This is a genomic window from Burkholderia mycopellens (genome assembly GCF_964265025.1).
In the GTDB taxonomy this organism is placed as follows: Bacteria; Pseudomonadota; Gammaproteobacteria; order Burkholderiales; family Burkholderiaceae; genus Burkholderia.
Genome location: NZ_OZ183802.1, coordinates 337,970 through 359,174 on the forward strand (window position 1 = coordinate 337,970; position 21,205 = coordinate 359,174).

Genomic DNA, 21,205 nt, shown 5'->3' on the forward strand with positions numbered 1-21,205 from the left:
AGCCATACGATGGGACAGAAAATTCATCCGACTGGCTTCCGCCTGGCTGTCAGCCGCAATTGGGCTTCGCGTTGGTACGCGAACAACAACAATTTCGCGGCGATGCTGCAGGAAGACATCGGTGTTCGTGAATACCTGAAGAAGAAGCTGAAGAACGCTTCGGTCGGTCGGGTCGTCATCGAGCGTCCGGCGAAGAACGCGCGCATTACGATTTACAGCTCGCGTCCGGGTGTGGTCATCGGCAAGAAGGGCGAGGATATCGAGCAGCTGAAGACGGAACTGCAACGCCGCATGGGCGTTCCGGTTCACGTCAACATCGAAGAAATCCGCAAGCCGGAAACCGATGCTCAGCTGATCGCTGACTCGATCACGCAACAGCTCGAGCGCCGGATCATGTTCCGTCGCGCGATGAAGCGTGCGATGCAGAACGCGATGCGTCTGGGTGCCCAGGGCATCAAGATCATGAGCGCGGGCCGTCTGAACGGTATCGAAATCGCTCGTACGGAGTGGTATCGCGAAGGTCGCGTGCCGCTTCACACGCTGCGTGCCGATATCGACTACGCGACTTCGGAAGCGAAGACGACTTACGGGATCATCGGCGTCAAGGTGTGGGTCTACAAGGGCGATACGCTCGGCCGCAACGACGCACCGGTGGTGGAAGAAGTAGCCGAAGACAAGCGTCCGCGTCGCAATGCGCGTCCGGGCGACCGTCGTCCGCGCCGTGACGGCGAAGGCGGCGCTCCGGGTGCTCGTCGTGGCGCACCGCGCCGCGGCGCCGGCAAGCCCGAAGACGGCAAGACTGGAGAATAACGATGCTGCAACCGAAACGCAGAAAGTATCGTAAAGAGCAGAAGGGTCGTAACACTGGCAAGGCGACGCGCGGCAACGCAGTGTCGTTCGGTGAATTCGGCCTGAAGGCGATCGGTCGCGGTCGTTTGACCGCACGCCAGATTGAAGCGGCGCGTCGTGCCATGACGCGTCACATCAAGCGTGGCGGCCGCATCTGGATCCGGATCTTCCCGGACAAGCCGATTTCGCAGAAGCCGGCCGAAGTGCGTATGGGTAACGGTAAGGGTAACCCGGAGTACTACGTCGCCGAGATCCAGCCGGGCAAGATGCTCTATGAAATGGACGGCGTAACCGAAGAACTGGCACGCGAAGCGTTCCGTCTGGCTGCAGCCAAGCTGCCGCTGAAGACGGCGTTCATCGTGCGCCAGCTCGGCGCCTAAGGAGAAAATATGAAGGCTTCCGAACTTCTCCAGAAAGACCAGGCCGCGCTCAACAAGGAGCTGGCGGACCTGCTGAAGGCGCAATTCGGCCTGCGCATGCAACTCGCGACCCAGCAGCTCACGAACACGAGCCAGCTGAAGAAGGTTCGTCGCGACATCGCACGTGTGCGGACCGTCATGACTCAGAAGGCGAACCAGAAATGAACGATAGCGTGAAAACCTCGCTGAAGCGGACGCTGGTCGGTCGGGTCGTCAGCAACAAGATGGACAAGACCGTCACCGTGCTGATCGAGCACCGCGTCAAGCACCCGATCTACGGCAAGTATGTCGTGCGTTCGAAGAAGTACCACGCGCACGATGAAGCGAACACCTACAACGAAGGCGATCTCGTCGAAATCCAGGAAACGCGTCCTGTTTCGAAGACGAAGGCCTGGACGGTTTCGCGCCTCGTCGAAGCAGCTCGCGTCATCTAAGCGGGCAGAGCAGTAGGCAGTAACAAGCACTTCTCCGCGAAGTGCTTGAAATCGCAAAGTATTTGCTTGCGTGACCAGGATTATTTGTTATAATCCTGGTCTTCCCTCTTTATGGGAGCCCCGTCGCGGGCGAAGTTGGTGGGGGAAGCGGACTGGCGCCTGCCTGTCCGAAAGATTCACCGAATTGCGATGGCGGGTTTCGTTTGCCGTCGCTGCTGTTCCAACCCAAGCAGCCGATTGGCTGACGGGACCAAGACTGACCGAATGCATCATGGTGGTGCATCCGGATTAAGTTGGGAAAGACAAACCATGATCCAGACCGAATCTCGGCTCGAAGTAGCCGACAACACGGGTGCACGTGAAGTCCTGTGCATCAAGGTGCTCGGCGGCTCGAAGCGTCGTTATGCCGGCATTGGCGACATCATCAAGGTGAGCGTCAAAGAGGCAACGCCGCGCGGGCGCGTGAAGAAAGGCGAAATTTACAACGCCGTGGTGGTCCGCACCGCCAAGGGCGTGCGCCGTCAAGACGGCTCGCTGATCAAGTTCGACGGCAACGCCGCTGTGCTTTTGAATAACAAGCTCGAGCCGATCGGCACCCGTATCTTCGGGCCGGTCACGCGTGAGCTGCGTAGCGAACGATTCATGAAGATCGTTTCGCTGGCGCCGGAAGTGCTGTAAGGAGTCGCGATGAACAAGATTCGCAAAGGTGACGAAGTCATCGTCGTCACTGGTAAGGACAAGGGCAAGCGCGGCGTCGTGCTGGCTGTCGGTGCAGAGCATGTGACGGTTGAAGGTATCAACCTCGTCAAGAAGCATGTGAAGCCGAACCCGATGAAGGGTACGACGGGTGGCGTGGAAGCGAAGACGATGCCCCTGCATATTTCGAACGTCGCACTGGTCGACGCGAATGGCAAGGCGTCGCGTGTTGGCATCAAGGTCGAGGAAGGCAAGAAGGTTCGCTTCCTGAAGACGACCGGTGCCGTACTGAGCGCCTGACGCAGCGGAGTAAAAAATGGCTCGTTTTCAAGAGTTTTACAAAGAAAAGGTTGTGCCCGGCCTGATCGAGAAGTTCGGTTACAAGTCGGTCATGGAAGTGCCGCGCATCACCAAGATCACGCTGAACATGGGTCTTGGCGAAGCGATCGCTGACAAGAAGATCATCGAGAACGCCGTTGGCGACCTCACGAAGATCGCTGGTCAGAAGCCGGTCGTGACGAAGGCACGCAAGGCAATCGCAGGCTTCAAGATCCGCCAGGGTTACCCGATCGGCGCGATGGTGACGCTGCGTGGCCGTGCCATGTACGAATTCCTCGACCGTTTCGTGACGGTTGCCCTGCCCCGCGTGCGTGACTTCCGCGGCGTGTCGGGTCGTGCTTTCGATGGCCGTGGCAACTACAACATCGGTGTGAAAGAGCAGATCATTTTCCCCGAAATCGACTACGACAAGATCGACGCACTGCGTGGGCTGAACATCAGCATCACGACGACTGCGAAGACCGACGACGAAGCAAAGGCTCTGCTCGCCAGCTTCAAGTTCCCGTTCAGAAACTGAGGTTACCGTGGCTAAACTGGCACTGATCGAACGTGAAAAGAAGCGCGCCCGCCTGGTCGCGAAGTTCGCAGCAAAGCGCGATGCGCTGAAGGCGATCGTCGAAGACCAAAGCAAGTCGGAAGAAGAGCGCTACGAAGCACGCCTTGAGCTGCAGCAACTGCCCCGCAACGCAAACCCGACCCGCCAGCGTAACCGCTGCGCGATCACGGGCCGTCCGCGTGGCACGTTCCGTAAATTCGGCCTCGCGCGTAACAAGATTCGTGAAATCGCATTCCGTGGCGAGATTCCTGGCCTGACCAAGGCGAGCTGGTAATAGGAGAAACGTAAATGAGCATGAGTGATCCTATCGCCGATATGCTGACTCGCATCCGCAACGCGCAGATGGTCGAGAAGGTATCGGTTGCGATGCCCTCGTCGAAGGTCAAGGTTGCAATCGCGCAAGTCCTGAAGGACGAAGGTTACATCGACGATTTCGCTGTCAAGGCGGAAGGTGCGAAGTCCGAACTGAATATCGCGCTGAAGTACTACGCGGGCCGCCCGGTCATCGAACGCCTCGAGCGCGTGTCGAAGCCTGGTCTGCGCGTGTACCGTGGCCGTAACGACATTCCGCAGGTCATGAACGGCCTCGGTGTGGCAATCGTGTCGACGCCGAAGGGCGTGATGACCGACCGCAAGGCGCGCGCTACCGGCGTCGGCGGCGAAGTCATCTGCTACGTCGCTTAAAGCCGAGGAGAGAGAAACATGTCTCGAGTAGGTAAGAGCCCGATCGCGCTGCAAGGCGCGGAAGTCAAGCTGGCCGACGGTGCAATCACCGTCAAGGGCCCGCTGGGCACCATCACGCAAGCGATCAATCCGCTCGTGAACGTGGCGAACAACGACGGCACGCTGAATCTGTCGCCGGTCGACGAAAGCCGCGAAGCAAATGCACTGTCGGGCACGATGCGCGCGATCATCGCGAATGCCGTGCACGGCGTGACCAAGGGTTTCGAGCGCAAGCTGACGCTGGTTGGCGTCGGTTACCGTGCGCAAGCGCAAGGCGACAAGCTGAACCTGTCGCTGGGTTTCTCGCACCCGGTGGTGCACCAGATGCCGGAAGGCGTCAAGGCCGAAACCCCGACGCAAACCGAAATCGTGATCAAGGGGATCAACAAGCAACAAGTCGGTCAAGTAGCTGCGGAAGTGCGCGGTTACCGTCCGCCGGAGCCCTATAAGGGCAAGGGCGTGCGTTATTCCGACGAGGTTGTGATCCTCAAAGAAACGAAGAAGAAGTAAGGGTGCGCAATCATGGATAAGACTCAATCTCGCCTGCGCCGCGCTCGCCAGACGCGTATCAAGATCGCTGAGCTGCAGGTCGCGCGTCTCGCCGTGCATCGCACGAACACGCACATCTACGCTCAAGTGTTCTCGCCGTGCGGCACCAAGGTGCTCGCCAGCGCGTCGACGCTCGAGGCAGAAGTGCGTGCCGAGCTCGCCGACAAGTCGGGCAAGGGTGGCAACGTTAACGCCGCGACGCTGATCGGCAAGCGTATTGCCGAGAAGGCCAAGGCCGCCGGCATCGAATCCGTCGCCTTCGACCGCTCGGGCTTCCGCTACCACGGCCGCGTGAAAGCGCTGGCTGAGGCAGCTCGCGAAGCTGGGCTCAAGTTCTAAGGAAGGAATTCGTCATGGCAAAGATGCAAGCGAAAGTTCAGGCTGACGAGCGCGACGACGGCCTTCGTGAAAAGATGATTTCGGTCAACCGCGTGACCAAGGTCGTGAAGGGTGGCCGTATTCTCGGCTTCGCCGCACTGACCGTGGTTGGCGACGGCGATGGCCGCATCGGTATGGGCAAGGGCAAGGCGAAGGAAGTGCCGGTCGCTGTCCAGAAGGCAATGGAACAAGCTCGCCGCAACATGTTCAAGGTGCCGCTCAAGAACGGCACGCTGCAGCACGAAGTGCACGGCAAGCACGGCGCGTCCGCCGTCCTCCTCGCTCCGGCGAAGGCAGGTACGGGCGTGATCGCCGGCGGCCCGATGCGCGCAGTGTTCGACGTGATGGGCGTTCAGAACGTTGTGGCGAAGAGCCACGGTTCGACGAACCCGTACAACCTCGTTCGCGCCACGCTGGACGGTCTGCGCAAGCAGTCCACCCCGGCAGACATCGCGGCGAAGCGCGGCAAGTCCGTCGAAGAAATTTTGGGCTAAGCCCGGGTGGTCACCATGTCTGAAAAAACTGTCAAGGTTCAGCTCGTTAAGAGCCTGATCGGGACCCGCGAATCGCACCGCGCGACCGTGCGTGGCCTGGGCCTGCGCCGACTCAACTCGGTCAGCGAGCTTCAGGACACGCCGGCGGTCCGCGGCATGATCAACAAGGTCTCGTACCTCGTTAAGGTCATCGCGTAAGCGGCCCTACGGATCAAGGAGTTGATATGGAATTGAATAACCTGAAGCCGGCAGCTGGCGCCAAGCACGCCAAGCGTCGCGTCGGCCGTGGCATCGGTTCGGGCCTCGGCAAGACGGCTGGCCGTGGTCACAAGGGTCAGAAATCGCGTTCGGGCGGCTTCCACAAAGTCGGTTTCGAAGGCGGTCAGATGCCGCTGCAACGTCGTCTGCCGAAGCGCGGCTTCACGTCGCTGACGAAGGAATTCGTCGGTGAAGTGCGCCTGGGCGACCTCGAGAAGCTGCCGGTCGATGAGATCGATCTGCTCGCACTGAAGCAAGCCGGCCTGGTCGGCGAGCTGACGAAGAGCGCAAAGATCATCGCGACGGGCGAACTGAAGCGCAAGATCGTCGTGAAGGGTCTCGGTGCCACCAAGGGTGCGCGCGCTGCGATCGAAGCGGCTGGCGGTTCGTTCGCCGAGTGACACGCGTAGCGCGTCGTCACTTGCATTCATCGGAGAAGGTACTTGGCTAACAGCCCGAGTCTTGCAAAACCCGGTCGAAGCACGGCGAAATTCGGCGATCTGCGCCGGCGAGCAATGTTCTTGCTCCTGGCGCTGATCGTCTATCGCATCGGCGCGCACATCCCCGTGCCGGGCATCGATCCGGATCAACTGGCTAAGCTGTTCCAGAGCCAGGCGGGCGGCATCCTGGGCATGTTCAACATGTTCTCGGGTGGCGCGCTTTCCCGCTTCACGATCTTTGCGCTGGGGATCATGCCGTACATCTCGGCGTCGATCATCATGCAGTTGCTGGCGATCGTATCGCCGCAGCTCGAGGCGCTGAAGAAGGAAGGGCAGGCAGGGCAACGGAAGATCACGCAGTACACGCGGTATTTCACCGTGGTGCTCGCGACCTTCCAGGCGTTCGGTATCGCGGCTGCGCTGGAAAACCAGCCGGGCCTCGTCACCGATCCCGGCATGCTGTTCCGTCTGACGACGGTCGTGACGCTGGTTACCGGCACGATGTTCCTGATGTGGCTCGGCGAGCAGATTACCGAGCGTGGTCTGGGCAACGGTATCTCGATCATCATCTTCGGCGGGATCGCAGCAGGGTTCCCGAATGCCGTCGGTGGGTTGTTCGAGCTGGTGCGTACGGGTTCGATGAGCATCATTTCGGCGATCATCATCGTCGTTCTGATTGCCGCGGTGACTTACCTGGTCGTGTTCATCGAACGCGGTCAGCGCAAGATCCTCGTGAACTACGCGAAGCGCCAGGTCGGTAACAAGATCTACGGTGGGCAGTCGTCGCATCTGCCGCTGAAGCTGAACATGTCGGGTGTGATTCCGCCGATCTTCGCATCGTCGATCATTCTGTTCCCGGCAACGATTCTCGGCTGGTTCAGTACCGGTCAGCCGACGGGAAGCTGGATTTCCAATACGTTGCATAACGTTGCGGAAGCGCTGAAGCCGGGCCAGCCGGTCTATGTGCTGCTGTACACGCTGGCGATCGTGTTTTTCTGCTTCTTTTACACCGCACTGGTGTTCAACAGCAGGGAGACCGCAGATAACCTGAAGAAGAGCGGCGCGTTCGTTCCGGGTATCCGTCCGGGCGATCAGACCGCACGATATATCGACCGCATCCTCACGCGTCTGACGCTGGCTGGTGCGATCTACATCGTCTTCGTGTGTCTGCTGCCGGAGTTTCTGGTGCTGCGCTGGAACGTGCCGTTTTATTTTGGTGGAACGTCGCTGCTGATCATTGTCGTCGTCACGATGGACTTTATGGCGCAGGTGCAGTCGTACGTTATGTCGCAACAGTATGAGTCGCTGCTCAAGAAGGCTAACTTCAAGGGCGGCAACATCCCAACGCGTTAATAAGGACTATGGCCAAAGACGATGTAATCCAGATGCAAGGTGAGGTGATCGAAAACCTCCCGAATGCGACCTTCCGTGTGAAGCTGGAAAACGGCCATGTCGTGTTGGGGCATATCTCCGGAAAGATGCGGATGCACTACATCCGCATTCTCCCGGGCGACAAGGTGACGGTTGAATTGACGCCTTACGATCTGTCTCGTGCGCGGATCGTGTTCCGGGCGAAGTGATTTGAAAAAAGGGTATTATCATGAAAGTGATGGCATCGGTTAAGCGCATTTGCCGCAATTGCAAGATCATCAAGCGCAAAGGCGTCGTTCGCGTGATCTGCAGCTCGGATCCGCGCCACAAGCAGCGCCAAGGCTGACCGCGCGTTTGTTTGCGCTTTTTGTTTGAGGAAAAACAATGGCTCGTATCGCAGGGGTTAACATCCCGAATCACCAGCATACCGAGATCGGCCTGACGGCTATCTTTGGTATCGGCCGCACCCGTTCGCGCAGCATCTGCGTGGCAGCTGGCGTCGATTTTTCGAAGAAGGTCAAGGACTTGACCGACGCAGACTTGGAAAAGCTGCGTGAAGAAGTGGGCAAGTTTGTCGTCGAAGGCGATCTGCGCCGTGAAGTGACGATGAACATCAAGCGCCTGATGGACCTCGGTTGCTACCGTGGTGTTCGTCATCGCAAGGGCCTGCCGATGCGCGGTCAGCGTACGCGTACGAACGCACGTACTCGCAAGGGTCCGCGTCGTGCAGCGCAAGCGCTGAAGAAGTAAGCGGAACTGACAGTTACAGGAAAACGTAATGGCTAAGGCTTCGAACACCGCGGCGCAACGCGTTCGCAAGAAGGTTAAGAAGAACGTCGCTGAAGGCGTGGTTCACGTTCACGCGTCGTTCAACAATACGATCATCACGATCACCGATCGCCAAGGCAACGCTCTGGCATGGGCGACGTCGGGCGGTCAGGGCTTCAAGGGCTCGCGCAAATCGACGCCGTTCGCTGCCCAGGTCGCAGCCGAGTCGGCTGGTCGCGTCGCGATGGAATACGGCGTGAAGAATCTGGAAGTGCGGATCAAGGGCCCGGGCCCGGGTCGTGAGTCGGCAGTGCGCGCACTGCACGGCCTCGGCATCAAGATCACCGCGATTTCGGACGTCACCCCGATTCCGCACAACGGCTGCCGTCCGCCGAAGCGTCGTCGTATCTAAAGATGTGCTGGCACGTTCGTGCTAGCACATTGCCTGTCGCCGCTCAGCGTCGACGGGCGTTGCTTTTTTGATTGACTAAGCCCACCGTTCGCCCCAAAGGGAGCGGACTAGCGCGGATTTCGATCCGCGTGACTGATTGATAAAGGAATGCAAAGTGGCACGTTATATCGGCCCCAAAGCCAAGCTGTCCCGCCGTGAAGGCACCGACCTGTTCCTGAAGAGCGCACGCCGCTCGCTCGCCGACAAGTGCAAGCTCGACAGCAAGCCGGGTCAGCACGGCCGTACCTCGGGCGCACGTACGTCCGACTACGGTACGCAGCTGCGCGAAAAGCAGAAGGTCAAGCGTATCTACGGCGTGCTGGAGCGTCAGTTCCGCCGCTACTTCGCTGAAGCCGACCGCCGCAAGGGCAACACGGGTGAAAACCTGCTGCAACTGCTCGAGTCGCGCCTCGACAACGTCGTGTATCGCATGGGCTTCGGCTCGACCCGCGCGGAAGCGCGTCAGCTGGTGAGCCACAAGTCGATCACCGTGAACGGCGTCGTCGCGAACGTCCCGTCGCAGCAAGTGAAGGCAGGTGACGTCGTCGCGATCCGCGAAAAGGCGAAGAAGCAGGCGCGTATCGTCGAAGCGCTGTCGCTGGCCGAGCAAGGCGGCATGCCGAGCTGGGTTGCAGTCGATGCGAAGAAGTTTGAAGGCACGTTCAAGCAAATGCCGGAACGCGCTGAAATCGCAGGCGACATCAACGAAAGCCTGATCGTCGAATTGTATTCGCGTTAATCCGATTGACGGCCGAGGTACCCCGATTGCGTTGCGCAAGGAGGGGCCTCGGCTGTTTATTTTCTGGTTGTTACCGGTCAGCCTTATCGGTGTAACGAGCCGAGGGTATTGAAGAGGAAAGCCCATGCAAACCAGTTTGCTGAAACCCAAGATCATCGCCGTGGAATCGCTTGGCGAGAACCACGCGAGGGTGGTCATGGAACCGTTCGAACGCGGTTACGGCCACACCTTGGGCAATGCGCTTCGCCGCGTGCTGCTGTCGTCGATGGTTGGCTACGCGCCGACCGAAGTGACGATCGCGGGCGTGGTGCACGAGTACTCGACGCTGGATGGCGTGCAGGAAGACGTCGTCAACCTGCTGCTGAACCTGAAGGGCGTGGTGTTCAAGCTGCATAACCGCGACGAAGTGACGGTTACGCTGCGCAAGGAAGGTGAAGGCGTTGTCACGGCCGGCGATATCGAGCTGGCTCACGACTGCGAAGTCATCAACCCGAATCACGTGATTGCGCACCTGTCGAAGGGCGGCAAGCTCGACGTTCAGATCAAGATCGAAAAGGGTCGCGGCTACGTGCCCGGCAACGTCCGTCGCTACGGCGAAGACACGGCCAAGATCATCGGCCGCATCGTCCTCGACGCATCGTTCTCGCCGGTTCGCCGCGTGAGCTACGCTGTCGAAAGCGCACGGGTCGAGCAGCGTACCGACCTCGACAAGCTCGTGATGAACATCGAGACGAGCGGCGTGATCACGCCGGAAGAAGCGATCCGTCAATCGGCCCGCATCCTGGTCGACCAGCTGTCCGTGTTCGCGGCGCTGGAAGGCACGGAAACGGCAGCCGAAGCGCCGTCGCGTGCACCGCAGATCGATCCGATCCTGCTGCGTCCGGTGGACGATCTCGAGCTGACGGTTCGTTCGGCGAACTGCCTGAAGGCCGAGAACATCTACTACATCGGCGACCTGATCCAGCGCACGGAAAACGAGCTGCTGAAGACGCCGAACCTCGGTCGCAAGTCGCTCAACGAGATCAAGGAAGTGCTCGCTTCGCGCGGTCTCACGCTGGGCATGAAGCTCGAGAACTGGCCGCCGGCTGGTCTCGACAAGTAAGCCCGGTTGTTGCTGTAGTTGGCAAAGATGCGGATTTTCCTTTAAAATCCGCATCTTGCTTTTTTCGTTACCGGCCCGTGCACCCTTCGAGGTGCGATAGAAGAGCTGGATCAAAACTTTGAATCAAGGAAACTGAAATGCGCCATCGTCATGGTTTGCGGAAACTGAACCGCACGAGCAGCCACCGTCTGGCTATGCTCCGTAACATGTCCAACTCGCTGATCGAGCACGAAGTCATCAAGACGACGCTGCCGAAGGCGAAGGAACTCCGTAAAGTCGTCGAGCCGCTGATCACGCTCGGCAAGAAGCCGTCGCTGGCAAACCGTCGCCTGGCGTTTAACCGCCTGCGCGATCGTGACTCGGTGGCGAAGCTGTTCGACGTACTCGGTCCGCGTTTCGCGAACCGTCCGGGCGGCTACCTGCGCGTGCTGAAGTTCGGCTTCCGCGTGGGCGACAACGCACCGATGGCACTGGTCGAGCTGCTCGATCGTCCGGAAGTCGACGAAACGGAAAACGTGCAAGAAGCTGAGTAAGCTTCCGGTACGCAGCAGCATCTGAAAGGGGCCGAGCAATTGCTTGGCCCTTTTTGTTTTTCCGGCGCCGGCTGCGATCGATTGTCGCAGGGCGGTGCCGGCAGCGTTGCGCGGGCTGCGCTACGATACGGGGCAGCCGGCGCGCTCCCCAGGTGGGCAATCCGCGTCGGCAGGAGCCGATAGACCAGCCAGGAGGGCGCGGATGATAGTGGTGCTGATGCTGACGACGGTGCCTGATGCCGAGACCGCCAAGGTGCTCTCAGACGGTGCGCTCGATGCGCGGCTTGCCGCGTGCGTGTCGGAGCTCGGTGCGATCAAGTCGCGCTATCACTGGCAGGGCAAGGTCGAAACGGCCGACGAGATCCAGTTGCTGTTCAAGACGAGCCCCGTGCGGGCGCTCGAACTGGAGCGATTTATTCTCGCGCATCATCCTTACGAGACGCCCGAAATCGTCTCGTGGCAGACGACGGCATCGGCCGCGTACGGTCAGTGGGTGACGAGCGAAACTCAACGTCTATTTCATGTTTAACGGTATGACGCTTCCCGTGCGCGTGCGCGCGCTGCGGTTCCTCGCAGTCCTGTTGTCGTTCATGCTCGTGCTGGGCGGCATGTCGTTCGCGCGCGCGGCCGACGATTTCCTCGATCCGTCGGTTGCGTTCAAGTTCAGTGCGAGCGAATCGCCGGGACAGGTGGACGTCCGCTTCAAGGTTGCCAACGGCTATTACCTGTACCGCGAGCGGTTTGCGTTCGCGGTGAAGAACGGCCAGGCGACGCTCGGCGATCCGCAATTCCCGGCCGGCCACGTGAAGTTCGACCAGACGTTCCAGAAAAACGTCGAGACCTACCGTGACGAAGTCGTCGTGCACGTGCCCGTCAAGCAGGCGTCGGGCCCGTTCGAGCTCGCGGTGACGTCGCAGGGGTGCGCGGACGAAGGCATCTGCTATCCGCCGGCCGAGCACGTCGTGAAGGTCGATGGCGCCGCGCTGGGCGCCGCCTCGTCGTCCGGCGATACGGCTGCCGCGGGCAGCTGGTTCGACAAGGTCACGAGCGCCGATTTCGCACAGTCGCTGCTTGAAGGGCATGGTTTCTTCACGATCGTCGCACTGTACTTCGTCGCAGGCGTCGTGCTGAGCCTCCTGCCGTGTTCGTACCCGATGATCCCGATCGTGTCGGCGATCATCATCGGCCAAGGGACGCGCGCGACGCATGCCCGCGGCTTCGCACTGTCGCTGACCTATGTGGTCGGCATGGCGCTGGTCTACACGGTGCTCGGCATCGCCGCGGCGCTGGTCGGCCAGAGCCTTGGTGCGTGGCTACAGAACCCATGGGTGCTCGGCGCGTTCGGCGTGCTGCTGACAGCGTTCGCCGTCTCGCTGATTTCAGGCAAGGACATCGCGCTGCCCGCGCGCTGGCAGAACGGCGCGGCCGAGGCATCGAGCGCGCGCCAGGGCGGCCATTTCGTTGCGGTCGCTGCGATGGGTGCGCTGTCCGCGCTGGTCGTCGGCGCATGCATGACGGCGCCGTTGTTCGCGGTGCTCGCCTTCATCGCGCACACGGGCAATGCACTGCTCGGCGGCGCCGCGCTGTTCGCGATGGGGTTGGGGCTGGGCGTGCCACTGCTGGTCGTCGGCGTCGGCGCCGGGACGGTGCTGCCGCGCGCCGGTGCATGGATGGATGGCGTGAAGGTGTTTTTCGGCATCGTGCTGCTCGCTGCCGCGTTGTGGATCGTGTGGCCGGTGCTTGCCGGTGGCCTGAAGATGGTGCTCGCTGCGTTGTGGCTGCTGATCGCGGCGGCTGCGCTCGGGCTGTTTACGCCGAATGCCGGCGCCACGTCCATCTGGCGTCGCCTCGGCCGTGGCTTGGGCGCCGCGCTCGCGATCTGGGCGGCCACGCTGCTCGTCGGCCTGGCTGCGGGGTCGACCGATCCGGTGAAGCCGCTGGCGGTGCTGGCGGCACGCACGGTTGCGTCGGGCGGCGCTGCGGCGGCAGGTGCGGCTGCCGCGCAGGATGGCCCTGCATTCGCATCGGTGCGCTCGAGTGGCGAACTCGACGCGCTGTTGAAGACGTCGAGCCAGCCCGTGATGCTCGACTTCTATGCCGACTGGTGCGTGAGCTGCAAGGAGATGGAGCATCTGACGTTTACCGACGCGCGCGTGCAGGCGCGGCTCGCGCAGCTTCACCTCGTGCGCGCGGACGTCACCGCGAACAACCCGGACGACCAGGCGCTGCTGAAGCGTTTCAACCTGTTCGGGCCGCCGGGCATCATCTTCTTCGATCGCAACGGCAACGAGATCGGGCGCGTGGTTGGCTATCAGGCCGCTGAGACGTTCCTGCGCAGCCTCGACCGAGCTGCGGTCCCGACGGTATGACCCTGCGTAGGGTGCGTGTCGCGGTGGCGAACCGGTGTGCTTGCGTGGCATGAGCTGACGATCGACAAGGGCAGGCGGCCCCGATCGAAGGAAAAAAACGGCGGGACACCGAAGTGTCCCGCCGTTTTTCTTTCCGCCTGCCGGCGGGCAATCAGCGTTGCGCTTTCAACAGACGCGCCGCGTCGAGTGCGAAGTACGTGAGCACGCCGTCGGCGCCCGCCCGCTTGAACGCGAGCAGCGATTCCAGCACGACCTTGTCGTGGTCGAGCCAGCCATTCATCGCGGCGGCCTTCAGCATCGCGTATTCGCCGCTGACCTGGTACACGTAGGTCGGGAAGCGGAACTCGTCCTTCACGCGGCGCACGATGTCGAGGTAGGGCATGCCGGGCTTGACCATCACCATGTCGGCGCCTTCGTCGATGTCCAGGCGCACTTCTCGCAGCGCTTCGTCGCTGTTCGCCGGATCCATCTGGTAGGTCATCTTGTTGCCCTTGCCCAGGTTGGAGGCCGAGCCGACCGCGTCGCGGAACGGGCCGTAGAACGCCGACGCGAACTTGGCCGAATAGGCCATGATTCGCGTGTGGATATGGCCGTCGCTTTCCAGCATTTCGCGGATCGCGCCGATGCGGCCGTCCATCATGTCCGACGGCGCGACGATATCGACGCCGGCTTCCGCCTGCGCGCGCGCCTGGTCGATCAGGATCTCGATCGTGTCGTCGTTGATCACGTAGCCGTTCTCGTCGAGCACGCCGTCCTGGCCGTGGCTCGTGTACGGATCGAGTGCGACGTCGGTCAGCACGCCGAGTTCGGGAAAGCGCTTCTTCAGCTCGCGCACCGCGCGCGGGATCAGGCCTTCCGGATTGGCCGCCTCGCGGCCGTCGGGTGTTTTCACCGACGGCTCGATGGCCGGGAACAGCGACAGCACGGGCACGCCGAGTTCGACGCACTGCTCGGCGACCTGCATCAGCAGATCCACGGACACGCGTTCGACGCCGGGCATCGACGGCACCGGCTGCCGTTCGTTGGTGCCTTCGACGACGAACACCGGATAGATCAGGTCGTCGGTGGTCAGGCGGTTTTCGCGCATCAGGCGGCGGGAGAAGTCGTCGCGGCGCATCCGGCGCGGACGATGAAGCGGATGGAAGCTCATGGCGATTGGGTAGAAATCAGGGCAGTAAGACCTTACGGAACCCTTAGGTCATTTTCGGGAGCGTTGGTATATGATAGCGATCGAGCGGCACGCGTCGCGTGCAGCTCCCCGCTTCTCCTCCCTGAGCGGGTGCCTGTCGTTTTTCGATTAGGCTGTTTGACCCGCCGTTCAACGGCGGGTTTTTTTATGAGCCGGCCGAAACCGCAGGCGCCGTCAGGTACGCGCCGCCGATCCCGGCCGCGCGTTGCCCGATCATTGTGCTACAGGCTCGCTTTTTTCGTCGGCGGCGGACGGCCGCACCCAGCTCTCGATCAGCTCGTGCGCCTCGTCGAGCCCCGTGCGCTTCATTGCCGAGAACAGCTGAACCGTCAGCTTGCCCTGGACACCCTGGTCGCGATACGCATCGAGCCCCTTTTGCGTGGTCCGCAGCGCGTTGATGCTTTCCTGGCGTGTCAATTTGTCGCACTTCGTCAGCAGCGTGTGGATCGGCTTGCCGGTCGGCACGAACCACTCGATCATGCGGCGATCGAGGTCGGTCAACGGACGGCGCGAATCCATCATCAGGATCAGGCCGCAAAGCTGCGAGCGGGTCGCAAGGTAGGACGACAGCAGCATTTCCCAGTGCGCCTTGGCGGCACCGGGCACCTCCGCATAGCCGTAGCCGGGCAGGTCGACGAGATTCGCGACGGGCTCGGCGGCCGGGCCGACGGAGAAGTAGTTGATATGCTGCGTGCGGCCGGGCGTCTTCGACGCGAAGGCGAGCCGCTTCTGGTTGCACAGCACGTTGATCGCCGTCGACTTGCCGGCATTCGAGCGGCCCGCGAACGCGATTTCCGGCTGGACCGTCGGCGGCAGGTCGCGCAGATGGTTGACGGTCGTGTAGAAGCGGGCTTGATGGAGCAGAAAGGCCATGGGAACCGGAAGGACGGGCGGCGCGAGCCGCTTGGTGGAGGCGGGGTAGCCCCGATAGGCGCGGGAGCTTTCAACACGATATTGTACAATACGGCGGTTTTACCGAAGGCTACCGGGCGCCTGCCTCGCGCTTTTATGTAGCTTCTGCGGTAGACTGAACGCCGTCGTTTTTTGCAGAACCTCAAATTCCCACAAGACGAAACAGGGTGTGCGAATGAATCGACTGTGCAAGTCTCTGATGGTGCTTCAGGTTGCAGCAGGGTTCGTAGGTTTCGTAGCGGAGGCAAACGCGGCGGATGCGGCAAAGCCGGATCTCGACCGTGGCAAGGCAATTGCCGGGCAGGTTTGTGCGTCGTGTCACGGCGCCGACGGCAATAGCGCGTCGGGCAGTTTCCCGAAGCTTGCCGGCCAGCATCCCGAATATCTGGTCAAGCAGTTGAACGACTTCAAGACGCAGCCGGGCGCGAAGGGGCCGGCGCGGTCCAACGCGGTCATGGTCGGATTCGCGAGCGCGCTGAGCGCGGACGACATGCGTAACGTCGCCGCGTACTACGGGTCGCAGACGACGAAGCTCGGCACCGCACGCGATGCGGCAACCGTGCCGATCGGCCAGAAGATCTATCGCGGCGGCATCGCGGAGAAGGGCGTACCCGCCTGCGCGAGCTGCCACGGGCCGACAGGGCAGGGGATTCCGGTCCAGTACCCGCGCCTGTCGGGGCAATGGGCCGATTACACGGTCGCGCAGTTGACCGCGTTCCAGCAGGGTGCCGGCGCGCGCAACAACAACGAGGCGATGCATCAGATCGCATCGCGGCTGTCGGACAACGAGATCAAGGCCGTCGCGGATTACATCGCGGGCCTGCGTTGAGCGGTCAGCCGCGAATGGAATGACCGGGCGCCCGAAGGGCGGCCGGAGTCAGAACAAGAAAAGGGTGGGGCGCCGCACTGTTGCGGTCGCCTTGCCCTTTTTTGTTGTCAGCACTCGCCGGGCCGAGCCAAGCCGAGCCTGGACGACGAGGCATGCTGGAAATGGGGGGCTGCGCCCCCCAAAGCGAACATAGAGAGCGTTGGGGGCTGTTTCCCCTTAGTCGGAGTTTGAATGAGCGTTACCACGTCGGGGTTGCAGTCGAAGTCGGGTCAGGGTGTGTCGAAGCGTGCGGTTGAGCTGCTGAGCTCGATGCGCTTCGCGATTGCACTGCTGGTGGTGCTGTCGATTGCGAGCATCATCGGCACGGTCCTGACCCAGGATGACCCGTATCCGAACTACGTGAACCAGTTCGGGCCGTTCTGGGCGGACATCTTCCGCTCGCTCGGCCTGTACAGCGTGTACAGCGCGTGGTGGTTCATGCTGATCCTGATCTTCCTCGTCGTGTCGATCTCGCTGTGCGTGATCCGCAACGCGCCGAAGATGCTCGCCGATGCGAAGAGCTGGAAGGACAAGGTTCGCGAAGGCAGCCTGCGCGCGTTCCACCACAAGGCCGAATACACCGCTTCCGGCACCCGCGCGAGCGTCGCGGCGACGCTCGCCACGTTCGTCACCAAGGCCGGCTACAAGCACATCGTGCGCGAGAACGACGGCGCGACGCTGATCTCCGCGAAGCGCGGTGCGATGACCAAGTGGGGCTACATCTCCGCGCACCTGGCGATCGTCGTGATCTGTATCGGCGGCCTGCTCGACAGCAACCTGCCGATCAAATTCCAGATGTGGATGTTCGGCAAGAGCCCGGTCAACACGAGCGCGACGATTAGCGAGATCTCGCCCGACCATCGCCTGTCCGCGTCGAACCCGACGTTCCGCGGCTACGCGTGGGTGCCCGAGGGCCAATTCGTGTCGACCGCGATCCTGAACCAGCCGAGCGGCTCGCTGATCCAGGATCTGCCGTTCTCGATCCAGCTCAACAAGTTCATCGTCGACTACTACACGACGGGCATGCCGAAGCTGTTCGCGAGCGACATCGTCGTGATCGATCGCGAGACCGGCCGGAAGATCCCGGCGCGCGTCGAGGTCAACAAGCCGTTCACGTACAAGGGCGTGTCGATCTACCAGTCGAGCTTCCAGGACGGCGGCTCGCAGATGCAGATGACGGCCTATCCGATGACGGGCGGCAACGCGAAGACCTTCCCCGTGAAGGGGACGATTGGCAGTTCGGCGCCGCTGCAGATGCCGGGCAACGACGGCGACACGATCGAGTTCTCCGATTTCCGGGCGATCAACGTCGAGAACATGGCTGACGCGAACGGCAAGCCGGACGTGCGCGGTGTCGCGACGACGAGCTCGCTGAAGGAAGTGTTCGACGAACGCCTCGGCTCCGGCGCGAAAACGTCGAAGCCGACGCAGCTCCACAACATCGGCCCGTCCGTGCAATACAAGATCCGCGGCAAGGACGGCCAGGCGCGCGAATTCAACAACTACATGCTGCCCGTCGACATGAACGGCGAGCGCGTGTTCCTCGCCGGCGTGCGTGCGAGCCCGAACGACCCGTTCCGCTACATGCGGATTCCGGCCGACAGCCAGGATTCGATCGGCGAATGGATGCGCCTGCGCGCCGCGCTCGAGGATCCGTCCGTGCGCGCCGAAGCCGCCGCGCGCTTCGCGCAGCGTTCGCTGCCGGGCACGGACGCATCGCTGCGCAGCCGCCTGCAGGACAGCGCACTGAAGGTGCTGACCCTTTTTGCGGCGAGCGACGACAGCGTCGGCCGTGGCGCCGACGGCCAACCGATCGGCGGCTTCCAGGCCGTGGCGACGTTCATCGACCGCTCGGTGCCCAAGGCAGAGCAGGAGAAGGCAGCGAGCCTGCTGCTGCGCATGCTCGAAGGCTCGATGTGGGAGGTCTGGCAGATCGCGCGCGAGCGTACGGGCGAGCCGGCCGCGCAGCAGGGCGCTGACACGATCCGCTTCGTGCAGAACGCGATCAATGCGCTATCCGACAGCTTTTTGTATGGATCGCCGGTCTATTTGCAGCTTGACTCATTCAAGCAGGTGCAAGCTTCGGTATTTCAGTTGACGCGCGCACCCGGCAAGAATCTGGTGTATCTTGGCAGCCTGCTGCTGGTCGCCGGCATCTTCTCGATGTTCTACGTGCGCGAGCGGCGCCTCTGGTTCTGGCTGAAGGACGCCGGCTCGGGCGTCGATGTGGTGATGGCAATGTCCACGGCCCGCAAGACCTTCGATTTCGAGAAAGAATTCGTGCAGACGCGCGACGCGGCCGGTGCCGCCTTGCACGCCGCACCTCGCGACGCCGCGCCGGCCGGTGCGGCATCGACGGCCCGCCCGCCGGCCGGCGGCGGTTCCGATTCCGAGAATTCCACCCGGTAACATCATGGATCTCACGCAAGTTTCCTCTTCCCATCGGGCGTCGGCCCAGGCTCCGGTGACGGCGCCGCTGTTCGACGACCGTCCGTTCCTCGCGCGCCTGTCGTTGCTCGACTGGCTGTTCGCACTGGCGCTCGTGGTGGGCGCGGGCTATGCGCTCGTGCACTACAACGCGCACATGGATTACTACGACAAGGCGGTGATGATCGGCACCGTGCCGGCGCTCATCACACTTGGCTGGCGCTGGAAGCCCGCGCGGCTGATGATGGCGTCGATCGCCGTGCTGGCGCTGCTGTCGATCCAGATCTACCAGGGCGATCTGGCGCGCGCCGATTCGGCGTTCTTCCTCAAGTACTTCCTGTCGAGCCAGTCCGCGATCCTGTGGATGAGCGCGCTGTTCGTGCTCGCGACGACCTTCTACTGGATCGGCTTGCTCGCGCGCTCGGAGTCGGGCGCCGCGATCGGCCAGAAGCTCACGTGGGTCGCCGTGCTGATGGGCTTCACCGGCCTGATGGTGCGCTGGTACGAGTCCTACCTGATCGGGGCGGACGTCGGGCACATTCCGGTGTCGAACCTGTATGAAGTGTTCGTGCTGTTCAGCCTGATCACCGCGCTGCTCTATCTCTATTACGAAGGCCATTACGGCACGCGCGCGCTCGGCGCGTTCGTGCTGCTGGTGATCAGTGCGGCCGTCGGCTTCCTGATGTGGTACTCGGTCGCGCGCGATGCGCAGCAGATCCAGCCGCTCGTGCCGGCGCTGCAGAGCTGGTGGATGAAGATCCACGTGCCTGCGAACTTCATCGGCTACGGCAGCTTCGCGCTGTCGGCGATGGTGTCGGTCGCGTACCTGATGAAGGAACGCGGCGTGCTCGCCGATCGCCTGCCGACGCTCGAAGTGCTCGACGACGTGATGTACAAGTCGATCGCGGTCGGTTTCGCGTTCTTCACGATCGCGACGATCCTCGGCGCGCTGTGGGCCGCCGAAGCATGGGGCGGCTACTGGAGCTGGGACCCGAAGGAAACCTGGGCGCTGATCGTGTGGCTCAATTACGCGGCGTGGCTGCACATGCGCCTGATGAAGGGCCTGCGCGGCACGGTGGCCGCATGGTGGGCGCTCACGGGCCTGCTCGTGACGACCTTCGCGTTCCTCGGCGTCAACATGTTCCTGTCCGGGCTGCACAGCTACGGCAAGCTGTAAGATTTCCGCTGTTCGTCCGACTATGAGACCGCCGGCGCACTGCGTGCCCGGCGGTTTTCTTTTGTAACGGGCGGGCGATCCGGGCGTCGAACGGCGCAAGACGGGGCCGGTCGAACGCTCATGAAGCTGCGCGCGGCGCATGCAGGAGGAGCAGCACGATGTGGATCAAACGCCCTTTGCGGAACGTACTGACCGGCGGCGATATTGCGCCCGGAGAAATCACGCCGCGCGCGGTGTTCGAGAACCGGCGGCGCGTATTGCAGGCGGCCGGCCTTGCGGCGGCGGGCGGGCTGCTCGGCGGCAGCGGCGCGGCGCTTGCCGCCTATACGTCGCCCGACGCGCGGGCCGCGAAGCTCGCGGCGAAGACGAATCCGAAGTTCGTCGTGACCGACACGGTGACCCCGTTCAAGGACATTACCTCCTACAACAACTTCTACGAATTCGGCACCGACAAGCGTGACCCTGCGCAGAACGCCGGTACGCTGAGGCCTCGCCCGTGGCGCGTGAGCGTCGAGGGCGAGGTACTGCATCCGAAGGTGTTCGATCTCGACGAACTGCTGAAGCTCGCGCCGCTCGAGGAGCGCGTGTACCGGCTGCGCTGCGTCGAAGGATGGTCGATGGTGATCCCGTGGATCGGCGTGCCGCTGTCCGAGCTGATCAAGCGCGTGCAGCCGACCGGTAACGCGAAGTACGTGCAGTTCATCACGCTGGCCGATCCGTCGCAGATGCCCGGCCTCTCGACGCCCGTGCTCGACTGGCCGTACTCGGAAGGGCTGCGGATGGACGAAGCGATGAATCCGCTGACGCTGCTGACGATGGGCGTCTACGGGGAGGTGCTGCCGAACCAGAACGGCGCGCCGGTGCGGATCGTCGTGCCGTGGAAGTACGGCTTCAAGAGCGCGAAGTCGCTCGTGAAGATCCGCTTCGTCGACAAGCAGCCGAAGACGAGCTGGAACACGTATGCGTCGAACGAATACGGCTTTTATTCGAACGTGAACCCGAACGTCGATCATCCGCGCTGGAGCCAGGCAACCGAGCGGCGCATCGGCGAGGACGGCTTTTTCACGCCGAAGCGCAAGACGCTGATGTTCAATGGCTACGGCGACCTGGTCGCGTCGATGTATCAGGGCATGGACCTGAAGAAGAATTTTTGAGGGCGGCAAT

The 21,205-nt window shown here is 62.2% G+C and carries 30 protein-coding genes; 28 read left to right on the forward strand and 2 right to left on the reverse strand.

Annotated elements, in window-relative coordinates; translation table 11 throughout:
* The first annotated feature begins 9 nt into the window (after positions 1-9).
* The 24 genes from rpsC (at position 10) to dsbD (ending at position 13,468) form a co-directional block, all read left to right on the forward strand.
* Positions 10-810, forward strand: coding sequence for a 30S ribosomal protein S3 (rpsC, locus tag ACPTTC_RS01575; protein ID WP_006482899.1), 801 nt, complete (start codon positions 10-12; stop codon positions 808-810).
* A 2-nt stretch (positions 811-812) separates the two neighbouring features.
* The gene (rplP, locus tag ACPTTC_RS01580) at positions 813-1,229 is read left to right on the forward strand and encodes a 50S ribosomal protein L16 (RefSeq protein WP_006482873.1); all 417 of its coding nucleotides are present in this window, start codon (positions 813-815) and stop codon (positions 1,227-1,229) included.
* 9 nt (positions 1,230-1,238) lie between these two features.
* Positions 1,239-1,433, forward strand: coding sequence for a 50S ribosomal protein L29 (gene rpmC, locus ACPTTC_RS01585; RefSeq protein WP_006400652.1), 195 nt, complete (start codon positions 1,239-1,241; stop codon positions 1,431-1,433).
* The gene (gene rpsQ, locus ACPTTC_RS01590; RefSeq protein WP_006477189.1) at positions 1,430-1,702 is read left to right on the forward strand and encodes a 30S ribosomal protein S17; all 273 of its coding nucleotides are present in this window, start codon (positions 1,430-1,432) and stop codon (positions 1,700-1,702) included. The genes rpmC and rpsQ overlap by 4 nt, the downstream gene beginning before the upstream one ends.
* A gap of 309 nt (positions 1,703-2,011) precedes the next feature.
* The gene (rplN, locus tag ACPTTC_RS01595; RefSeq protein ID WP_006482918.1) at positions 2,012-2,380 is read left to right on the forward strand and encodes a 50S ribosomal protein L14; all 369 of its coding nucleotides are present in this window, start codon (positions 2,012-2,014) and stop codon (positions 2,378-2,380) included.
* A gap of 9 nt (positions 2,381-2,389) precedes the next feature.
* Positions 2,390-2,698 carry a 50S ribosomal protein L24 gene (gene rplX, locus ACPTTC_RS01600; protein WP_006477187.1) on the forward strand — a complete coding sequence of 103 codons (309 nt, stop codon included), beginning with the start codon at positions 2,390-2,392 and terminating at the stop codon, positions 2,696-2,698.
* Between the two features lie 16 nt (positions 2,699-2,714).
* Complete coding sequence (rplE, locus tag ACPTTC_RS01605) at positions 2,715-3,254, forward strand: 50S ribosomal protein L5 (RefSeq protein WP_006482882.1); 540 nt, start codon at positions 2,715-2,717, stop codon at positions 3,252-3,254.
* Positions 3,255-3,261: 7 nt separating this feature from the next.
* Positions 3,262-3,567: a 30S ribosomal protein S14 gene (rpsN, locus tag ACPTTC_RS01610; RefSeq protein WP_011350676.1), complete on the forward strand. Its 306-nt coding sequence runs from the start codon at positions 3,262-3,264 to the stop codon at positions 3,565-3,567.
* A gap of 14 nt (positions 3,568-3,581) precedes the next feature.
* Positions 3,582-3,977: a 30S ribosomal protein S8 gene (gene rpsH, locus ACPTTC_RS01615; RefSeq protein ID WP_006477185.1), complete on the forward strand. Its 396-nt coding sequence runs from the start codon at positions 3,582-3,584 to the stop codon at positions 3,975-3,977.
* Between the two features lie 18 nt (positions 3,978-3,995).
* The gene (gene rplF / locus ACPTTC_RS01620; RefSeq protein ID WP_006758786.1) at positions 3,996-4,526 is read left to right on the forward strand and encodes a 50S ribosomal protein L6; all 531 of its coding nucleotides are present in this window, start codon (positions 3,996-3,998) and stop codon (positions 4,524-4,526) included.
* A gap of 12 nt (positions 4,527-4,538) precedes the next feature.
* Positions 4,539-4,904, forward strand: coding sequence for a 50S ribosomal protein L18 (gene rplR, locus ACPTTC_RS01625; RefSeq protein ID WP_006477183.1), 366 nt, complete (start codon positions 4,539-4,541; stop codon positions 4,902-4,904).
* A gap of 14 nt (positions 4,905-4,918) precedes the next feature.
* The gene (gene rpsE / locus ACPTTC_RS01630; RefSeq protein WP_006482895.1) at positions 4,919-5,437 is read left to right on the forward strand and encodes a 30S ribosomal protein S5; all 519 of its coding nucleotides are present in this window, start codon (positions 4,919-4,921) and stop codon (positions 5,435-5,437) included.
* Between the two features lie 15 nt (positions 5,438-5,452).
* Positions 5,453-5,635 (forward strand): 50S ribosomal protein L30, encoded by a 183-nt coding sequence (rpmD, locus tag ACPTTC_RS01635; protein ID WP_006400644.1) that lies wholly within the window; start codon positions 5,453-5,455, stop codon positions 5,633-5,635.
* A 26-nt stretch (positions 5,636-5,661) separates the two neighbouring features.
* Positions 5,662-6,096 (forward strand): 50S ribosomal protein L15, encoded by a 435-nt coding sequence (gene rplO, locus ACPTTC_RS01640; protein WP_006482880.1) that lies wholly within the window; start codon positions 5,662-5,664, stop codon positions 6,094-6,096.
* A gap of 42 nt (positions 6,097-6,138) precedes the next feature.
* Positions 6,139-7,488: a preprotein translocase subunit SecY gene (gene secY / locus ACPTTC_RS01645; RefSeq protein WP_072443819.1), complete on the forward strand. Its 1,350-nt coding sequence runs from the start codon at positions 6,139-6,141 to the stop codon at positions 7,486-7,488.
* Between the two features lie 8 nt (positions 7,489-7,496).
* Positions 7,497-7,715, forward strand: coding sequence for a translation initiation factor IF-1 (gene infA / locus ACPTTC_RS01650; protein ID WP_004521905.1), 219 nt, complete (start codon positions 7,497-7,499; stop codon positions 7,713-7,715).
* A gap of 20 nt (positions 7,716-7,735) precedes the next feature.
* Positions 7,736-7,852, forward strand: coding sequence for a 50S ribosomal protein L36 (gene rpmJ, locus ACPTTC_RS01655; protein ID WP_004199844.1), 117 nt, complete (start codon positions 7,736-7,738; stop codon positions 7,850-7,852).
* A 38-nt stretch (positions 7,853-7,890) separates the two neighbouring features.
* The gene (gene rpsM / locus ACPTTC_RS01660; protein ID WP_006400641.1) at positions 7,891-8,256 is read left to right on the forward strand and encodes a 30S ribosomal protein S13; all 366 of its coding nucleotides are present in this window, start codon (positions 7,891-7,893) and stop codon (positions 8,254-8,256) included.
* A gap of 28 nt (positions 8,257-8,284) precedes the next feature.
* The gene (gene rpsK / locus ACPTTC_RS01665) at positions 8,285-8,686 is read left to right on the forward strand and encodes a 30S ribosomal protein S11 (RefSeq protein WP_004197937.1); all 402 of its coding nucleotides are present in this window, start codon (positions 8,285-8,287) and stop codon (positions 8,684-8,686) included.
* 154 nt (positions 8,687-8,840) lie between these two features.
* The gene (rpsD, locus tag ACPTTC_RS01670; RefSeq protein ID WP_006477177.1) at positions 8,841-9,464 is read left to right on the forward strand and encodes a 30S ribosomal protein S4; all 624 of its coding nucleotides are present in this window, start codon (positions 8,841-8,843) and stop codon (positions 9,462-9,464) included.
* Between the two features lie 124 nt (positions 9,465-9,588).
* Positions 9,589-10,566, forward strand: coding sequence for a DNA-directed RNA polymerase subunit alpha (locus ACPTTC_RS01675; RefSeq protein ID WP_006477176.1), 978 nt, complete (start codon positions 9,589-9,591; stop codon positions 10,564-10,566).
* 137 nt (positions 10,567-10,703) lie between these two features.
* Entirely contained in the window at positions 10,704-11,099 is a 396-nt protein-coding gene (rplQ, locus tag ACPTTC_RS01680; protein ID WP_006477175.1) for a 50S ribosomal protein L17, read from the forward strand.
* Between the two features lie 202 nt (positions 11,100-11,301).
* Positions 11,302-11,628 carry a divalent-cation tolerance protein CutA gene (gene cutA / locus ACPTTC_RS01685; RefSeq protein ID WP_011350680.1) on the forward strand — a complete coding sequence of 109 codons (327 nt, stop codon included), beginning with the start codon at positions 11,302-11,304 and terminating at the stop codon, positions 11,626-11,628.
* A complete protein-coding gene (gene dsbD / locus ACPTTC_RS01690; RefSeq protein WP_423391359.1) occupies positions 11,621-13,468 on the forward strand; it encodes a protein-disulfide reductase DsbD in 1,848 nt (615 codons plus the stop codon). The genes cutA and dsbD overlap by 8 nt, the downstream gene beginning before the upstream one ends.
* A 151-nt stretch (positions 13,469-13,619) precedes the next feature.
* On the opposite strand, the gene hemB is transcribed toward dsbD, so the two are convergent.
* Both hemB and yihA read right to left on the reverse strand, forming a co-directional pair.
* Positions 13,620-14,618, reverse strand: coding sequence for a porphobilinogen synthase (hemB, locus tag ACPTTC_RS01695; protein WP_089424302.1), 999 nt, complete (start codon positions 14,616-14,618; stop codon positions 13,620-13,622).
* Positions 14,619-14,870: 252 nt separating this feature from the next.
* The gene (gene yihA / locus ACPTTC_RS01700; protein ID WP_021161737.1) at positions 14,871-15,530 is read right to left on the reverse strand and encodes a ribosome biogenesis GTP-binding protein YihA/YsxC; all 660 of its coding nucleotides are present in this window, start codon (positions 15,528-15,530) and stop codon (positions 14,871-14,873) included.
* A gap of 214 nt (positions 15,531-15,744) precedes the next feature.
* On the opposite strand from yihA, the gene ACPTTC_RS01705 reads away from it, so the two are divergent.
* From ACPTTC_RS01705 to msrP, 4 genes are all read left to right on the forward strand, one after another.
* Entirely contained in the window at positions 15,745-16,398 is a 654-nt protein-coding gene (locus ACPTTC_RS01705) for a c-type cytochrome (protein ID WP_423393304.1), read from the forward strand.
* Positions 16,399-16,629: 231 nt separating this feature from the next.
* Entirely contained in the window at positions 16,630-18,846 is a 2,217-nt protein-coding gene (locus ACPTTC_RS01710) for a cytochrome c biogenesis protein ResB (RefSeq protein ID WP_423391360.1), read from the forward strand.
* 4 nt (positions 18,847-18,850) lie between these two features.
* On the forward strand, positions 18,851-20,041 hold the full coding sequence (gene ccsB / locus ACPTTC_RS01715) for a c-type cytochrome biogenesis protein CcsB (RefSeq protein ID WP_423391361.1): 1,191 nt from the start codon (positions 18,851-18,853) through the stop codon (positions 20,039-20,041).
* A gap of 158 nt (positions 20,042-20,199) precedes the next feature.
* Positions 20,200-21,195 carry a protein-methionine-sulfoxide reductase catalytic subunit MsrP gene (gene msrP / locus ACPTTC_RS01720; protein ID WP_423391362.1) on the forward strand — a complete coding sequence of 332 codons (996 nt, stop codon included), beginning with the start codon at positions 20,200-20,202 and terminating at the stop codon, positions 21,193-21,195.
* Positions 21,196-21,205: the final 10 nt, after the last annotated feature.

What these genes read in the sequence shown, in the direction of transcription:
- rpsC (WP_006482899.1), top strand. Translation starts at nt 10, where the DNA reads ATGGGACAGAAAATTCATCCGACTGGCTTCCGCCTGGCTGTCAGCCGC.
- rplP (WP_006482873.1), top strand. Translation starts at nt 813, where the DNA reads ATGCTGCAACCGAAACGCAGAAAGTATCGTAAAGAGCAGAAGGGTCGT.
- rpmC (WP_006400652.1), top strand. Translation starts at nt 1,239, where the DNA reads ATGAAGGCTTCCGAACTTCTCCAGAAAGACCAGGCCGCGCTCAACAAG.
- rpsQ (WP_006477189.1), top strand. Translation starts at nt 1,430, where the DNA reads ATGAACGATAGCGTGAAAACCTCGCTGAAGCGGACGCTGGTCGGTCGG.
- rplN (WP_006482918.1), top strand. Translation starts at nt 2,012, where the DNA reads ATGATCCAGACCGAATCTCGGCTCGAAGTAGCCGACAACACGGGTGCA.
- rplX (WP_006477187.1), top strand. Translation starts at nt 2,390, where the DNA reads ATGAACAAGATTCGCAAAGGTGACGAAGTCATCGTCGTCACTGGTAAG.
- rplE (WP_006482882.1), top strand. Translation starts at nt 2,715, where the DNA reads ATGGCTCGTTTTCAAGAGTTTTACAAAGAAAAGGTTGTGCCCGGCCTG.
- rpsH (WP_006477185.1), top strand. Translation starts at nt 3,582, where the DNA reads ATGAGCATGAGTGATCCTATCGCCGATATGCTGACTCGCATCCGCAAC.
- rplF (WP_006758786.1), top strand. Translation starts at nt 3,996, where the DNA reads ATGTCTCGAGTAGGTAAGAGCCCGATCGCGCTGCAAGGCGCGGAAGTC.
- rplR (WP_006477183.1), top strand. Translation starts at nt 4,539, where the DNA reads ATGGATAAGACTCAATCTCGCCTGCGCCGCGCTCGCCAGACGCGTATC.
- rpsE (WP_006482895.1), top strand. Translation starts at nt 4,919, where the DNA reads ATGGCAAAGATGCAAGCGAAAGTTCAGGCTGACGAGCGCGACGACGGC.
- rpmD (WP_006400644.1), top strand. Translation starts at nt 5,453, where the DNA reads ATGTCTGAAAAAACTGTCAAGGTTCAGCTCGTTAAGAGCCTGATCGGG.
- rplO (WP_006482880.1), top strand. Translation starts at nt 5,662, where the DNA reads ATGGAATTGAATAACCTGAAGCCGGCAGCTGGCGCCAAGCACGCCAAG.
- infA (WP_004521905.1), top strand. Translation starts at nt 7,497, where the DNA reads ATGGCCAAAGACGATGTAATCCAGATGCAAGGTGAGGTGATCGAAAAC.
- rpmJ (WP_004199844.1), top strand. Translation starts at nt 7,736, where the DNA reads ATGAAAGTGATGGCATCGGTTAAGCGCATTTGCCGCAATTGCAAGATC.
- rpsM (WP_006400641.1), top strand. Translation starts at nt 7,891, where the DNA reads ATGGCTCGTATCGCAGGGGTTAACATCCCGAATCACCAGCATACCGAG.
- rpsK (WP_004197937.1), top strand. Translation starts at nt 8,285, where the DNA reads ATGGCTAAGGCTTCGAACACCGCGGCGCAACGCGTTCGCAAGAAGGTT.
- ACPTTC_RS01675 (WP_006477176.1), top strand. Translation starts at nt 9,589, where the DNA reads ATGCAAACCAGTTTGCTGAAACCCAAGATCATCGCCGTGGAATCGCTT.
- rplQ (WP_006477175.1), top strand. Translation starts at nt 10,704, where the DNA reads ATGCGCCATCGTCATGGTTTGCGGAAACTGAACCGCACGAGCAGCCAC.
- cutA (WP_011350680.1), top strand. Translation starts at nt 11,302, where the DNA reads ATGATAGTGGTGCTGATGCTGACGACGGTGCCTGATGCCGAGACCGCC.
- dsbD (WP_423391359.1), top strand. Translation starts at nt 11,621, where the DNA reads ATGTTTAACGGTATGACGCTTCCCGTGCGCGTGCGCGCGCTGCGGTTC.
- hemB (WP_089424302.1), bottom strand. Translation starts at nt 14,618, where the DNA reads ATGAGCTTCCATCCGCTTCATCGTCCGCGCCGGATGCGCCGCGACGAC.
- yihA (WP_021161737.1), bottom strand. Translation starts at nt 15,530, where the DNA reads ATGGCCTTTCTGCTCCATCAAGCCCGCTTCTACACGACCGTCAACCAT.
- ACPTTC_RS01705 (WP_423393304.1), top strand. Translation starts at nt 15,745, where the DNA reads ATGAATCGACTGTGCAAGTCTCTGATGGTGCTTCAGGTTGCAGCAGGG.
- ACPTTC_RS01710 (WP_423391360.1), top strand. Translation starts at nt 16,630, where the DNA reads ATGAGCGTTACCACGTCGGGGTTGCAGTCGAAGTCGGGTCAGGGTGTG.
- ccsB (WP_423391361.1), top strand. Translation starts at nt 18,851, where the DNA reads ATGGATCTCACGCAAGTTTCCTCTTCCCATCGGGCGTCGGCCCAGGCT.
- msrP (WP_423391362.1), top strand. Translation starts at nt 20,200, where the DNA reads ATGTGGATCAAACGCCCTTTGCGGAACGTACTGACCGGCGGCGATATT.